The sequence below is a fragment of the Frigoribacterium sp. ACAM 257 genome, from assembly GCF_007954365.1.
Lineage (GTDB): Bacteria > Actinomycetota > Actinomycetes > Actinomycetales > Microbacteriaceae > Frigoribacterium.
In genome coordinates, this window is record NZ_VOLO01000001.1 from 374,689 (window position 1) to 388,473 (window position 13,785).

Below are 13,785 nucleotides of genomic sequence, written 5' to 3' on the forward strand. Positions count from 1 at the left end.
CGGGGCCTCTCGGTCGTGATCGGGGATCGGGAGCGGTGCCGACGCGGCGGGCGTCGCGGACGGCACCGACAGACTATTCGCCCGGCCCGCCTCCTGCCCTCTTCCCGACGAGCTGGCTCCTGCACCGGTCACCGCCCAGGGGCCTGGAGCAGACTTGTCGTCGTGGGCACCCCTATCCGACACCCGTTGATCGACGCCGTGAGCGCGCGCGTCGTCCGGGTCGACAGCCGGTCCCGCGTCGTCAGGCTGAGCCCGCCCCTCGCCGACCTCCTCGCCCGACGTCGCGGCCGGCGCCGGGTCGTCCTCGTCACGGGTGAGTCCTCCCGCCTGACCGTGGGCACACGGGCAGCGCTCGTGCACGCCGGCGCAGCCTGGGCCGTGACCGACGAGCACGGCGACCTCCGCGACGGCCTGACCGGGTCCCCGTACGCCGACCTCGACGCGGCGGGCTGGCCGCCGACAGGCGGGGACGGCCCGGACGACGACGCGCTCGCCCAGGAGACGACGGCAGTCAGGGAGGCGGTCGACACGACCGCCCAGCTGTCGGTCGACCTCACGGTGCTGCACCGCACCGACCACGACACGACCCTGGGCGGCGCGGTCGAGGCCCTCTCCGAGGCCGTAGCCGGAGCCGTCCCCGACCGCTGGGGCGAGACCGAGCCGCTGCGTCGGCCCTGGGACCGGTGGGTGCTGACCCAGAGCGCGCGGCACGCCGCGCCCGAGCTCGTCCGGGTGGTCGTCGAGGGGCCGGGCCTCTCGGGCACCGTCACGGCACGCGTGACGGAGAACGGCATCGAGGAGACGACGGCGCTCACGATCACCGTGCCCGTCGTCGCCGCTGCGGGCCGTGCCGAGACCGACCCCGTCGACGCCGCCGTCGAACGACTCACGGAGGCGCTGTCGGAGATCGCCCGCACCTCCGTCCCCACCTTCGCCCTGGTGGTGGCACGCGAGGGCGAGCCCGACCGCAGCGTCCGGGCCGTCACGTACCCGCCGCCCAACCCGGTGGTCCTGCTGATTGGTGCTCCGTCCGTCGCGCGGCTGGGCCTGGCAGCCTCGACGATCCCCGTCCCCCGGCCCGTGACCGTGGTGGGGCGTCCGCGCCTGCCGGCCTACGTCGTGTCGCTCGGCGACGCCGCCACGTCGGGGTGGGACGCGCTGCACGACACCCTCGACGCGGTGGGACCCGAGCGCCTGGCCGAGATGGTGTCGCCGCCGCTCCTGGAGGCGTGGGAGGACGACCTCCACGAGCACGACCTCCTGCACGAGGGGCGAGGCGCCGGGCCCGAGGCCCGGGTCGACGACCAGGCCGACACCGACACCGACGAGGAGGCGCCCCCCGGTGCCCCGTGACATCACGATCCTGAGTCCGCACGTCGTCGACGTCCTCGACCTCGCCACGGCGGCCAGGGCGGTCGACGAGTCCCTCGGCGTCCGCGAGATCGACGGCGGAGCGGCCCTGCAGGTGTTCGGCGGCTCGGGCGACGCCGTCCTCACCGTCTTCGGCTCCGAGGAGATCACGGTCGCCGGCGAGATCGAGCGCCTGCTGCCCGACCCGCCCGGCGTCCGCCTTCCCGTGCACTGGGTCGACGCGGTCGCGCCTCACGGCGCCGACGGGGAGCGAGGGGTCTCGGTGGCCCTCCGGCTCGCGCTCGGACTCGAGGCCACCTGCATCGTCGAGGACGACTGAGGGCCCGGCACCACCGAGGTGGTGCCGGGCCCTCAGCCTGGCGCGGGTGCGCGGCGGGATCAGCTCACGGGTGCGACGCTGCCGCGCAGCACGGCGTTCTTGACCTCGGCGATCGCCTTCGTCACCTGGATGCCGCGGGGGCACGCCTCGGTGCAGTTGAAGGTCGTGCGGCAGCGCCACACGCCCTCCTTGTCGTTGAGGATGTCGAGGCGGACCTGGGCGCCCTCGTCACGCGAGTCGAAGATGAAGCGGTGCGCGTTGACGATGGCGGCCGGGCCGAAGTACTGGCCGTCGGTCCAGAACACGGGGCAGCTGGACGTGCACGCGGCGCACAGGATGCACTTGGTCGTGTCGTCGAAGCGCTCGCGCTGGGTGGCGCTCTGGATGCGCTCCTTCTCGGGCTTCGAGGAGGCCATCAGGAACGGCTGGATCTCGCGGTACGACTGGAAGAACGGCTCCATGTCGACGACGAGGTCCTTCTCGAGGGGCAGGCCCTTGATCGCCTCGACGTAGATCGGCTGGCTGAGGTCGAGATCCTTGATCAGGGTCTTGCAGGCGAGGCGGTTGCGACCGTTGATGCGCATCGCGTCCGAGCCGCAGACGCCGTGGGCGCACGAGCGACGGAACGTCAGCGAGCCGTCCTGCTCCCACTTGATCTGGTGCAGGGCGTCGAGCACGCGGTCGGTGGGCAGCACCTGCACGTCGAAGTCCTGCCAGCGCGGCTCGTCGTCGACCTCGGGGTCGAACCGGCGGATGATGAGCGTCGCCGTGAAGGTGGGGACCGCGTCGGAGGCGGTGGGGGCGTTCTCGAGGACTGCGGAGCTCATGCTCAGTACTTCCGTTCCATCGGCTGGTAGTTCGTGATCACGACGGGCTTGGTGTCGAGTCGGATGTGGTCGCCCGCGAGCGACGAGTGCGGGTCGCCGGTCAGGTAGGCCATCGTGTGGACGAGCCAGTTCTCGTCGTCGCGCGTCGGGTAGTCCTCGCGGAAGTGGCCTCCGCGGCTCTCCTGGCGCGACCGGGCCGAGTACACGACGACCTCGGCGAGGTCGAGCAGGAACCCGAGCTCGATCGCCTCGAGCAGGTCCGTGTTGAAGCGCTTGCCCTTGTCCTGGACGGAGATGTTCTTGAAGCGGTCGCGCAGGTCGGCGATGACGTGCGTCACCTCGTCGAGCGTCTCCTCGGTGCGGAAGACCTGGGCGTTGCGGTCCATGCTGTCCTGCAGCTCCTTGCGGAGCGTCGCGATGCGCTCGGTGCCGGTCGCGTTCCGCACGTCGGCCACGAGCCCGCGGACGAAGCCCGCCGGGTCCTCCGGCAGCGGCACGAACTCGGCGGTCCTGGCGAACTCGACGGCGTTGTTGCCGGCGCGCTTGCCGAAGACGTTGATGTCGAGCAGCGAGTTGGTCCCGAGCCGGTTCGACCCGTGCACGCTGACGCAGGCGCACTCGCCGGCGGCGTACAGGCCCGGCACGACGGTCGTGTTGTCGCTGAGCACCTCGGCGTGGACGTTCGTGGGGATGCCGCCCATCGCGTAGTGCGCCGTCGGCAGCACGGGCACGGGCTCCGTGTAGGGCTCGACGCCGAGGTAGGTGCGGGCGAACTCCGTGATGTCGGGCAGCTTCGCGTCGATCACGGCCGGGTCGAGGTGCGTGATGTCGAGGTAGACGTACTCCTTGTGCGGGCCGCCCCCGCGACCCTCGCGGATCTCGGTCGCCATGCAGCGGGCGACGATGTCGCGCGGCGCCAGGTCCTTGATGGTGGGGGCGTAGCGCTCCATGAAGCGCTCGCCCTCGCTGTTGCGCAGGATGGCGCCCTCGCCGCGAGCGGCCTCGGACAGGAGGATGCCGAGGCCGGCGAGGCCGGTCGGGTGGAACTGGAAGAACTCCATGTCCTCGAGAGGGAGGCCCTTGCGCCAGATAATGCCGACCCCGTCGCCCGTCAGGGTGTGGGCGTTGGACGTCGTCTTGTAGATCTTGCCGAAGCCGCCCGTGGCGAAGACCACGGACTTGCCCTGGAACACGTGCAGCTCGCCGGTGGCGAGCTCGAGCGCCACGACGCCGGCCGGCCGTGCCACGCCGTCGACCTCGCCCATGATCAGGTCGAGCACGTAGAACTCGTTGTAGAAGTCGATGCCGAGCTTGACGCAGTTCTGGTACAGCGTCTGGAGGATCATGTGCCCCGTGCGGTCGGCGGCGTAGCAGGCACGACGCACGGGGGCCTTGCCGTGCTCGGCGGTGTGGCCGCCGAAGCGGCGCTGGTCGATCTTGCCCTCGGGCGTGCGGTTGAACGGCAGGCCCATGTTCTCGAGGTCGAGGACGGCGTCGATGGCTTCCTTCGCGAGGATCTCGGCGGCGTCCTGGTCGACGAGGTAGTCGCCTCCCTTGACCGTGTCGAAGGTGTGCCACTCCCAGTTGTCGTCCTCGACGTTGGCGAGGGCCGCGGCCATGCCGCCCTGGGCGGCTCCCGTGTGCGAGCGGGTCGGGTAGAGCTTCGAGATCACGGCCGTGCGGGCGTTGGGCCCGGCCTCGATCGCGGCGCGCATCCCCGCGCCGCCGGCGCCGACGATCACGACGTCGTGCTGGTGGTAGTGGATGCCGTCGACGACGGAGTCCTGGTCGGACGAGGCGGGAGCGGAGGGAGTGGTCACAGTTCTTTCCGAGGGACGGTGGTGCCGGCGGCGGGGCAGGTCGAGGAGGCGGTGGTCGTCACGCCGAGGAGGTCAGGCCGAGCAGATGGACGGCAGCATGTCCGCCGGCGCGTTGGCCGGGCACGGGTCGAAGGTCCAGACGACGAGCGTGCCGAGGAGGAGGAGCACGGCCGCCGAGACGACGAGCGTCCCCAGCAGGACGCGGCGCACGGCGGGGCGCCCGACGTAGTCGTTGACGATCGTGCGCATGCCGTTCGAGCCGTGGATCAGCGCGAGCCAGAGGAGCAGCGTGTCGTAGACCTGCCAGAACGGGTTCGCCCACTTGCCGGCGACGAAGCCCCAGTCGATGGCCTTGACGCCGCCCTCGCCGGCCAGCAGGTTGACGAACAGGTGGCCGAAGATCAGCACGACCAGCACGGCGCCGCTGACGCGCATGTAGATCCAGCCCCACTTCTCCCAGTTGGTGCTGCGGCGGGCGGTGCGCGCGCTGCGCGGGGCCTCGACGGTCTCAGTGGTCATCGCGTTACTCCGAGAAGACGTTCATCAGGTGGCGGGGGGCGAAGCCGGCGAACAGCACCACGGCCACGCCGATCACGATCCAGAAGAGGAGTCGCTGGTGCTTGGTGGCCGGGGCCCAGAAGTCGATGAGGATGATGCGCAGGCCGTTGAGGGCGTGGAAGAGGATCGCGGCCACGAGGCCGGTCTCGCCGAGGCCCATGATCGGGTTCTTGTAGGTGCCGATGACCGCGTCGTACGCCTCGGGGCTGATCCGCACGAGAGCCGTGTCGAGGATGTGCACGAGGAGGAAGAAGTAGATGCTCACGCCGGTGATGCGGTGCAGCACCCACGACCACATGCCCTCGCGGCCGCGGTAGAGGGTGCCGGCGAAACGGCCGCCCCTGCGGGGCTCGGGCACGCGCGGCGACGAGCCGCCCGACCTGCCTGCCGGTGACGCCAGTGTTCCCGTCGACTGCTCAGCCATGAGCGGCCCTCCTCGCGGACGAGGCGGTCGGCTGCGATCCGGGGGAGGACAGCCGCGTCCGCCGTGTGCGTTCATAGAACTGTCCCAGCATACGAGCGGCGTGCGCGCTCCCGCCGCTTAGGCGGGCCTAAGAACGGTCGATCTACCTCGATGTCGAGAGAAGGTCGCCTGTCGTGGCCGCTCGGGCGGCCGTGGTCCGTCGGACCTCGGCCCGAGCGTCGGCGTAGTGGCCCAGCAGGTCGTCGCCGACGCCCTCCCAGGTGCGGCCGACGACCGCGCGACGCCCGGCCTCGCCGAGGCGGGCCCGCAGCGCCCCGTCCGCCACCAGCGTGCCGACCGACCGCCGGAGCGAGTGGTCGTGGCGCGGGTCGAACAGGTAGCCGTCGACGCCGTGGCGCACGAGGTCGAGAGGCCCCCCTGCTGCCGGCGCGACCACCGGCAGGCCCGCGGCGTGCGCCTCCTGCACGGTCTGTCCGAACGTCTCGGTCGTGCCGGTGTGGACGAAGACGTCGAGCGCGGCGTAGGCGTCGGCGAGCTCGTCCCCGTGCAGGGGGCCGGTGAAGAGCGGGTCGAGGTGGCGCAGCCGCCGACGGAGCGAGGGCAGCGACGGCCCGCCGCCCACGACGACGAGGCGGACGCCGTCCCGGCGGCGCAGGGCCCCGAGGCGCTCGACCTGCTTCTCGGCGGCGAGCCTGCCGACGTAGCCGACGAGCACGTCGCCCGGCCCGGCGCCCGCCCTCGCGCGCAGCCGCGACGCGGCGTCGCCCCCGCGGCGGTTCGGGTGGTAGCGGCGCGCGTCGACGCCCCGCCCCCACGTCGCCAGGCGCTGCACGCCTGCTCGCTCGAGATCACGCAGGGAGGCGGTGGACGGCACGAGCGTGACGGTCGCCTGGTCGTGGATGCGCCGCACCAGGCGCCACGCCACCGCCTCCGTCACGGAGCCGAGCCCGCTGGTGGCCGCGTAGCGCGCGACGTCCGTCTGGAACACGGCCACGCTCGGGAGGCCGAGCCTGGCCGACGCCGAGATCGCCTGGGCGCCGAGCAGGAACGGCGAGGCGACGTGCACGACGTCCGGGGCGAAGGCCGCGAGGGCCCCCGCGACCTGCGGGCCCGGCAGGCCGACGGGGAACTGCCGGTACGCGACGGACGGCACGCGGTGCACCCTGGCCCCGGCGTAGGAGGCGTGTCCACGGCCGGCCGGGGCGATCACGAGGGCCTCGTGGCCGCGGCGCTCCAGGTGGTCGAGCACGCGCAGCACGCTGGTGGTCACGCCGTTGACGGTGGGAAGGAAACTCTCGGTCACGATGGCGACCCGCATGGGCACTCCTCGACTCGGCGTGCCTCCAGGCTGGCGCGCCGTCGTGGCCGGGCGGAGCAGACGCCGTGACGCTGCGGTGTCGGGTCGGTGAACTCCGGGAGGGGGCGACGGACGGTCGTGCCCGGTCGACGCGAGTCCGCTCGGTAGGGTGGCGGTCATGACCAGCACGGACGGCCTCGACCGCTTCTACAGCATCATCCCCGCGGGCGGCATCGGATCGCGCCTCTGGCCCCTCAGCCGTGCGGACGCCCCCAAGTTCCTCCACGACCTCACGGGCAGCGGGTCGACCCTGCTCCGCGGCACCTGGGACCGACTCGCGCCCCTCGCCGGAGAGCAGCGGATCATGGTCGTCACCGGCCGCTCCCACCGGGCTGCGGTCGAGGCGCAGCTGCCGGCGCTCGCCGACCACAACGTCGTGCTCGAGAGCGAGCCGAAGGACTCGACGGCGGCCATCGGGCTGGCCGCCGCCATCCTGCGTCGGCGTGAGCCCGACGTCATCATCGGCTCGTTCGCCGCCGACCACGTGATCGCCGACGTGCGGGGGTTCGGACGCGCGGTGCGCGAGGCGATCGCCCTGGCCGACGCAGGGTGGATCGCGACGATCGGCATCACCCCGACAGAGCCCGCCATCGGCTTCGGCTACATCCACGTGGGCGAGGGCCTCGACGTCGAGGGCGCGCCCAGCGCCAGGCGGGTCAGGTCGTTCGTCGAGAAGCCCGACCTCCCCACGGCCGAGGGGTACGTCGCCGGGGGCGACCACCTCTGGAACGGGGGCATGTTCATCTCACGTGCCGACCGCCTCCTCGAGCAGCTGGGCGAGACGCGACCCGACCTGCTCGCGGGCATCGAGGAGCTCGCGGAGGCGTGGGACACCTCGCGCCGCGGCGCGGTCGTCGACGCCGTCTGGCCGGGCCTCGAGAAGATCGCCATCGACTACACCGTCGCCGAGCCCGCGGCGGCGGCGGGGCGGCTCGCGGTCGTGCCCGGCGACTTCGACTGGGACGACGTCGGCGACTTCGCCTCGATCGCGAAGCTGCACTCCGCCGGTCGGAAGAGCGACCTCGCCATCCTCGGCGAGAACGCGCGCGTGCTGTCCGACGCGTCGAGCGGCATCGTCGTGGGCCACAGCGGTCGTCTCATCTCGCTCATCGGCGTGAACGACATCATCGTCGTCGACACCCCCGACGCCCTGCTCGTCACGACGACGGCGAACGCGCAGCGCGTCAAGAGCGTCGTCGACGCGCTCAAGCTGAGCGGCCGCAGCGACGTCCTGTGACCCGGGCGGTGTTTCGGCGCCGTTACGTCCTGGTCCCGCTTGTGTAACGCCTCCGCATCACTCCGTCCGCACGGTCGGGAGCGGCCGTCACAGTAGGTAACCTGTCGCCATACGTGCCCGGCTCACGGTGCCGGGCTGCATCTTGGAGGACAACTTGACTACAACTGCGCGTAGGGCCGTCTTCAGCGGCCTCGCACTGGCCAGCAGCGTCGCCATCCTGGCCGGCTGTGCCTCGGCCCCCGAGGGCGACGGCGAAGCGGCCGGCGGCTCCGGCGGCAGCGACTTCGTGCCCTGCATGGTCTCCGACGCCGGCGGCTTCGACGACAAGTCGTTCAACCAGCTCGGCTACGAGGGCCTCACCGAGGCCGCCGAGGCCGAGGGCGCCGAGGCCAAGACGGTCGAGTCGGCCGACGAGACGGTCTACGACGCGAACCTGTCGAACCTCGCCGACCAGGGCTGCGGCCTGATCGTGACGGTGGGCTTCGCGCTCGCCGACGCGACCAAGACCGCCGCCGAGGCCAACGCGAACATCAACTACGCCACGATCGACGACTCGTCGATCACGGCGGACAACGTCAAGCCGATCACCTTCAACACCTCCGAGGCGGCGTTCCTCGCCGGCTACGCGGCGGCGAGCTACTCGAAGACGGGCACCGTCGGCACCTTCGGCGGCATGCAGTTCCCGACCGTCACCATCTTCATGGACGGCTTCGTCGACGGCGTCGAGTACTACAACGAGCAGAAGAGCGGCGACGTCAAGGTCGTCGGCTGGGACGTCGCGTCGCAGACCGGCACCTTCACCGGCGGCTTCGAGGCCGGCACCACGGCCAAGCAGAGCGCGCAGACCCTGATCGACCAGGGCGCCGACGTGATCCTGCCGGTCGGCGGCCCGATCTACCAGAGCGCCGCCGAGGCGATCCGCGACTCCGGCTCGGACATCGTCCTCGTCGGCGCCGACTCGGACACCTACGAGACGGACAGCGCCAACAGCGACCTGTTCCTCACCTCCGTGCTCAAGGGCATCAAGCAGGCGACGGACGACGTCACGACGCAGGCCGCCTCGGGCGACTTCTCGAACGAGCCCTACGTCGGCACGCTGGAGAACGACGGCGTCGGCATCGCTCCGTTCCACGACTTCGAGGACGAGGTCGACGCCGGCCTCTCGGACGAGCTGGACACCATCAAGGCAGGCATCATCGACGGCTCGATCACCGTCGAGTCGCCCTCCTCGCTGACGAACTGACACCAGTCCGCAGCAGGTCAGGCATCGATTAGCATGGCCTGATCGAGGGCCCGGGCAGGACGGTCTCCACCGTTCGTCCCGGGCCCTTCCCACGCCTACACCGAGGTAGATTGACGAGATGAAGCTCGAGCTCAAGGGCATCACCAAGCGATTCGGCGCACTGACCGCCAACGACCACATCAGCCTCACCGTCGAGCCGGGAGAGATCCACGCTCTCCTCGGCGAGAACGGGGCCGGCAAGTCGACCCTGATGAACGTCCTCTACGGCCTGTACCAGGCCGACGAGGGCGAGATCCTGCTGGACGACGTCGTCCAGCACTTCTCGGGTCCCGGCGACGCCATGGCCGCGGGCATCGGCATGGTGCACCAGCACTTCATGCTGGTGCCCGTCTTCACCGTCGCCGAGAACGTCATGCTCGGCCACGAGGAGACGAAGGGCGGCGGCCGCCTCGACCTGGCCGCCGCGCGCGCCAAGGTGCGCGACATCTCGCGTCGGTTCGGCTTCGACATCGACCCCGACGCCGTCGTCGAGGAGCTCCCCGTCGGCGTGCAGCAGCGCGTCGAGATCGTCAAGGCGCTGTCGCGCGACGCGAAGGTGCTCGTCTTCGACGAGCCCACCGCCGTGCTGACCCCGCAGGAGACGGACGAGCTGATGGGCATCATGCGCCAGCTCCGCGACGCGGGCACCGGCATCGTCTTCATCACCCACAAGCTGCGAGAGGTGCGCGAGGTGGCGTCGCGCATCACGGTGATCCGTCTCGGCAAGGTCGTCGGCGAGGCCGAGCCCTCGGCGAGCAACGCCGAGCTCGCCTCGCTCATGGTCGGCCGCGCCGTCGAGCTCACCGTGCAGAAGGGCCCCGCCGACCCCGGCGAGGCCGCCCTCGTCGTCGAGTCGCTGCGCGTCGTCGACCCGATCGGGCAGGTCGTCGTCGACGACGTCTCGTTCGAGGTCCGACGCGGCGAGGTGCTCGCGATCGCGGGCGTCCAGGGCAACGGGCAGACCGAGCTGACGGAGGCGATCCTCGGCCTCCAGCCCCGGGTCCAGGGCCGCGTCACCCTCGACGGCCGCGACATCACGGGCCACAGCGTCCGTCGGGTGCTCGACGCGGGCGTCGGCTTCGTTCCCGAGGACCGCAACGAGGACGGCCTCGTCGGCGAGTTCACCGTCGCGGAGAACCTCATGCTCGACCGGTCGCAGTCCGGGCCGTTCGTCCGTCGGGGCTCGCTCCGCCTGGCGGAGCTCGCGGCGTTCGCCGTCGAGAAGGTGCGCGAGTTCGACATCCGCACCCAGGGCATCACCACGCCTGCCGGTCGCCTCTCCGGCGGCAACCAGCAGAAGGTCGTCCTCGCGCGTGAGCTGAGCCGCGACCTCCGGCTCTTCGTGGCGGCGCAGCCGACGCGCGGCATCGACGTCGGCTCCATCGAGTTCGTCCACAAGCGCATCGTCGCGACGCGCGACTCGGGCGTGCCCGTGATCGTGGTCTCCACCGAGCTCGACGAGGTCGTCGCGCTCGCCGACCGCATCGCGGTGATGTACCGGGGCACGATCATCGGCATCGTCCCGGCCGACACCCCGCGCGACGTGCTCGGGCTCATGATGGCCGGCGAGGCCCCCCAGACCAAGGAGACCGCGGCGTGAGCGACGCGACCACCACGACCACCCCGGCGCCCCAGGGCGCACCGACCGGCGGCGCGTCCGACACGGGCGACTCGCGCGGCTCTCGGCTCCTCCGCGAGATCACCACCGGCAACGCGGCCATCTCCGTGCTCGCCGTCGTGCTCGCGCTCGTGGTCTCCGGGCTGCTGATCGGCTTCACCGACCCCGACGTCCAGGCGACGACCGGCTACTTCTTCTCGCGCCCCTCCGACTTCTTCCAGGCTTTCTGGGCGTCGGTGGGCGGAAGCTACTCGTCGCTGTTCCAGGGTGCCGTGTACAACTTCCGCGTCGACGGCTTCGCCGCGGGCATCCGGCCCCTGACCGAGACGCTCAACTACTCGGTGCCGCTGATCGCCGCGGGCCTCGGCGTCGCGCTCGCGTTCCGCGTCGGCCTGTTCAACATCGGCGCCCGCGGCCAGATGCTGACCGCGGCCGGCGCGGCCGGCTGGGTCGGCTTCTCGTTCGACCTGCCCCTGGCCGTCCACCTCCCGCTCGCCCTGCTCGCGGGCATCGCGGGCGGCGCCGTCTGGGGCGGGATCGTCGGTCTGCTCAAGGCGCGCACCGGCGCCCACGAGGTGATCCTCACGATCATGCTCAACTACGTGGCCTTCTACCTGATCGCGTACGCACTGCGCACCCCAGGCCTGCTCCAGGCACCGGGCAGCCCCAACCCGAAGTCGCCGGCCACGCTGCCGAGCGCCGTGCTCCCCGACCTGTTCGGCGCGCGCTACAACCTCAACTGGGGCTTCCTGCTCGTCATCGTGATCACCGCGGTCGTGTGGTGGCTGATCAACCGGTCGACGCTCGGCTTCCGCTTCAGGGCTGTCGGCGAGAACCCGCACGCCGCCCGCACCGCCGGCATGAACGTGAAGAACATCTACCTCTACGCGATGCTCATCTCGGGCGCGCTCGCGGGCGTGGCCGGGTCGACGCAGGTGCTCGGCACGCTCACCACCGGCTTCACCTCGGGCATCGACGCCGGCATCGGCTTCGACGCCATCACCGTGGCCCTCCTCGGTCGGTCGCGGCCCTGGGGCGTCTTCGGCGCCGGCATCCTCTTCGGGGCGCTCAAGGCCGGCGGCTACTCCATGCAGGCGGCGAACGGCGTCCCCATCGACATCGTCCTCGTCGTCCAGTCCCTGATCGTGCTGTTCGTGGCGGCCCCGCCGCTGGTCCGCAGCATCTTCCGTCTGCCCGCGCCGGGTGCCCCTCGGGTGCCGCGCGGCTCGAAGAAGGAGGCGGTGGTCACCAAGTGAGCACCCTCACCCCCGACACGGCGGTCCCCGCCGCGCCGACCCCCGGCCTCAGCCGCACCGCCACGCGCAGCTACAAGGCGCCGATCGCCTTCGCGGTCTTCACCGTGATCGCGGTCGTCCTGTTCGTCGTCAACCCGCGTGAGGGGTCGAGCACGTTCCGCCTCGCCACCGCGACCGACTTCTTCGCGCTGCCCGACGCGGTGCTGCCCTCGGCGGCCACGGGCATCGCGCTCACGGTCGTGCTCGCAGTCGTGACCGTGCTGGCGTTCCTGCTCGCGCGGCGCGCCCAGCGTGTGCCGATCTGGCTCGTCGCCGTCTTCGGCGTGCTGTTCCTCGTCGCGTTCCTGACCTGGACGAGCGCAGACGCGACCATCCCCGTCCCCGGGCTCCTCCTCGGGGCACTCGCCCTCAGCACGCCGCTGATCTTCGGCGCCCTCGGCGGCGTGATCAGCGAGCGGGTCGGCGTCGTGAACGTCGCCATCGAGGGCCAGCTCCTGGCCGGCGCCTTCGTCTCGGCCGTCGTCGCGTCCGCGACCGGGTCCGCGTACGTGGGCCTCGCCTCCGCCATGGTCGCCGGGGTGCTCGTGTCCATGGTCCTGGCCGTCTTCAGCATCCGGTACATCGTCGACCAGGTCATCGTAGGCGTCGTGCTGAACGTTCTGGTCACGGGGCTCACGAGCTTCCTGTACTCGCAGGTCCTCACCAAGTCGGACGCGCTCAACCAGGGCATCCGGTTCCCGCAGCTGCCGATCCCCGGGCTCAGCCAGATCCCGATCGTCGGGCCCGTGTTCTTCCGGCAGACGATCATCGTGTACCTGATGTACATCGCCATCGCGGTCGTCTTCTACGGGCTGTTCCGCACCCGGTGGGGCCTGCGGCTCCGCGCGGTGGGCGAGCACCCGCAGGCGGCCGACACCGTGGGCATCAAGGTCAACGCCACCCGCTTCTGGAACGTCTCGCTCGCGGGCGCCATCGCCGGCCTCGGCGGGGCGTACTTCACCCTCGGCTCGCTGGGCAACTTCCAGAAGGAGATGACGGCCGGGGCCGGCTTCATCGCCCTCGCGGCGGTCATCTTCGGCCGGTGGGACCCGATCCGGGCGACGCTCGCGGCGCTGCTCTTCGGCTTCGCGTCGAACCTGCAGAACGTGCTCGGGGCCATCGGGTCGCCGGTGCCGAGCGAGTTCATGCTCATGCTGCCGTACGTCGTCACGATCTTCGCCGTCGCCGGCCTCGTCGGCCAGTCTCGGGGCCCTGCCGCGTCCGGCAAGCCCTACGTGAAGTCGTGAGCGTCGCCGAGGCCATCGACTGGGAGGCCCTGCGCGAGGCCGCCCGGGAGGCGATGACGAAGGCGTACGTGCCGTACTCGCGCTTCCCGGTGGGCGCTGCCGCACTCACCGTCGACGGCCGCCTCGTGACCGGCTGCAACATCGAGAACGCCTCGTACGGCATCACCCTCTGCGCCGAGTGCTCGCTCGTCTCCGACCTCGTCATGGGAGGTGGCGGCCAGCTCGTCGCCTTCGCCTGCGTCGACGGCAACGGGGGCGTCCTGATGCCGTGCGGCCGCTGCCGGCAGCTGCTGTACGAGCACTCGCACGAGTCGATGGTGCTCGACACCGTCTCCGGCCTCAAGACCATCGACGAGGTGATCCCGGACGCGTTCGGGCCCCGTCAACTCGAGCAGTACCGCGACTCGCAGTCGTAGCTAGGAGCACCACC

Annotated in this window: 13 protein-coding genes; 8 read left to right on the plus strand and 5 right to left on the minus strand. The window is 71.4% G+C overall.

Annotation, left to right across the window (positions count from 1 at the left end):
- Window positions 1-162: 162 nt before the first annotated feature.
- Together ES689_RS01775 and ES689_RS01780 are read left to right on the plus strand one after the other, a co-directional pair.
- A complete protein-coding gene (locus ES689_RS01775; RefSeq protein WP_146899391.1) occupies window positions 163-1,353 on the plus strand; it encodes a DUF6177 family protein in 1,191 nt (396 codons plus the stop codon).
- Window positions 1,343-1,690 (plus strand): hypothetical protein, encoded by a 348-nt coding sequence (locus ES689_RS01780; RefSeq protein ID WP_146899394.1) that lies wholly within the window; start codon window positions 1,343-1,345, stop codon window positions 1,688-1,690. Before ES689_RS01775 ends, ES689_RS01780 begins: the two co-directional genes overlap by 11 nt.
- 59 nt (window positions 1,691-1,749) lie before the next feature.
- Here the strand turns inward: ES689_RS01780 and ES689_RS01785 are convergent, their stop codons facing one another.
- The 5 genes from ES689_RS01785 to ES689_RS01805 form a co-directional block, all read right to left on the minus strand.
- Window positions 1,750-2,517, minus strand: a complete 768-nt coding sequence (locus tag ES689_RS01785) for a succinate dehydrogenase iron-sulfur subunit (protein ID WP_123546571.1) — start codon at window positions 2,515-2,517, stop codon at window positions 1,750-1,752.
- 2 nt (window positions 2,518-2,519) lie between these two features.
- Window positions 2,520-4,337, minus strand: coding sequence for a succinate dehydrogenase flavoprotein subunit (sdhA, locus tag ES689_RS01790; protein ID WP_123546570.1), 1,818 nt, complete (start codon window positions 4,335-4,337; stop codon window positions 2,520-2,522).
- A 72-nt stretch (window positions 4,338-4,409) separates the two neighbouring features.
- On the minus strand, window positions 4,410-4,856 hold the full coding sequence (sdhD, locus tag ES689_RS01795) for a succinate dehydrogenase, hydrophobic membrane anchor protein (protein WP_123546569.1): 447 nt from the start codon (window positions 4,854-4,856) through the stop codon (window positions 4,410-4,412).
- 4 nt (window positions 4,857-4,860) lie between these two features.
- The gene (sdhC, locus tag ES689_RS01800) at window positions 4,861-5,319 is read right to left on the minus strand and encodes a succinate dehydrogenase, cytochrome b556 subunit (protein WP_146899397.1); all 459 of its coding nucleotides are present in this window, start codon (window positions 5,317-5,319) and stop codon (window positions 4,861-4,863) included.
- A gap of 142 nt (window positions 5,320-5,461) precedes the next feature.
- Window positions 5,462-6,637, minus strand: coding sequence for a glycosyltransferase family 1 protein (locus tag ES689_RS01805; protein WP_146899400.1), 1,176 nt, complete (start codon window positions 6,635-6,637; stop codon window positions 5,462-5,464).
- A gap of 157 nt (window positions 6,638-6,794) precedes the next feature.
- Between ES689_RS01805 and ES689_RS01810 the strand changes: the two genes are divergently transcribed.
- The 6 genes from ES689_RS01810 (at window position 6,795) to ES689_RS01835 (ending at window position 13,771) form a co-directional block, all read left to right on the plus strand.
- Complete coding sequence (locus tag ES689_RS01810) at window positions 6,795-7,913, plus strand: mannose-1-phosphate guanylyltransferase (RefSeq protein WP_146899403.1); 1,119 nt, start codon at window positions 6,795-6,797, stop codon at window positions 7,911-7,913.
- Between the two features lie 154 nt (window positions 7,914-8,067).
- Window positions 8,068-9,156: a BMP family protein gene (locus ES689_RS01815; RefSeq protein WP_146899406.1), complete on the plus strand. Its 1,089-nt coding sequence runs from the start codon at window positions 8,068-8,070 to the stop codon at window positions 9,154-9,156.
- 118 nt (window positions 9,157-9,274) lie between these two features.
- Complete coding sequence (locus ES689_RS01820; protein ID WP_146899409.1) at window positions 9,275-10,795, plus strand: ABC transporter ATP-binding protein; 1,521 nt, start codon at window positions 9,275-9,277, stop codon at window positions 10,793-10,795.
- Window positions 10,792-12,069 carry an ABC transporter permease gene (locus ES689_RS01825; RefSeq protein ID WP_146899412.1) on the plus strand — a complete coding sequence of 426 codons (1,278 nt, stop codon included), beginning with the start codon at window positions 10,792-10,794 and terminating at the stop codon, window positions 12,067-12,069. The genes ES689_RS01820 and ES689_RS01825 overlap by 4 nt, the downstream gene beginning before the upstream one ends.
- Window positions 12,066-13,355, plus strand: coding sequence for an ABC transporter permease (locus ES689_RS01830; RefSeq protein ID WP_146899415.1), 1,290 nt, complete (start codon window positions 12,066-12,068; stop codon window positions 13,353-13,355). The genes ES689_RS01825 and ES689_RS01830 overlap by 4 nt, the downstream gene beginning before the upstream one ends.
- Window positions 13,352-13,771 (plus strand): cytidine deaminase, encoded by a 420-nt coding sequence (locus tag ES689_RS01835; RefSeq protein WP_223269328.1) that lies wholly within the window; start codon window positions 13,352-13,354, stop codon window positions 13,769-13,771. Before ES689_RS01830 ends, ES689_RS01835 begins: the two co-directional genes overlap by 4 nt.
- Window positions 13,772-13,785 lie beyond the last annotated feature (14 nt).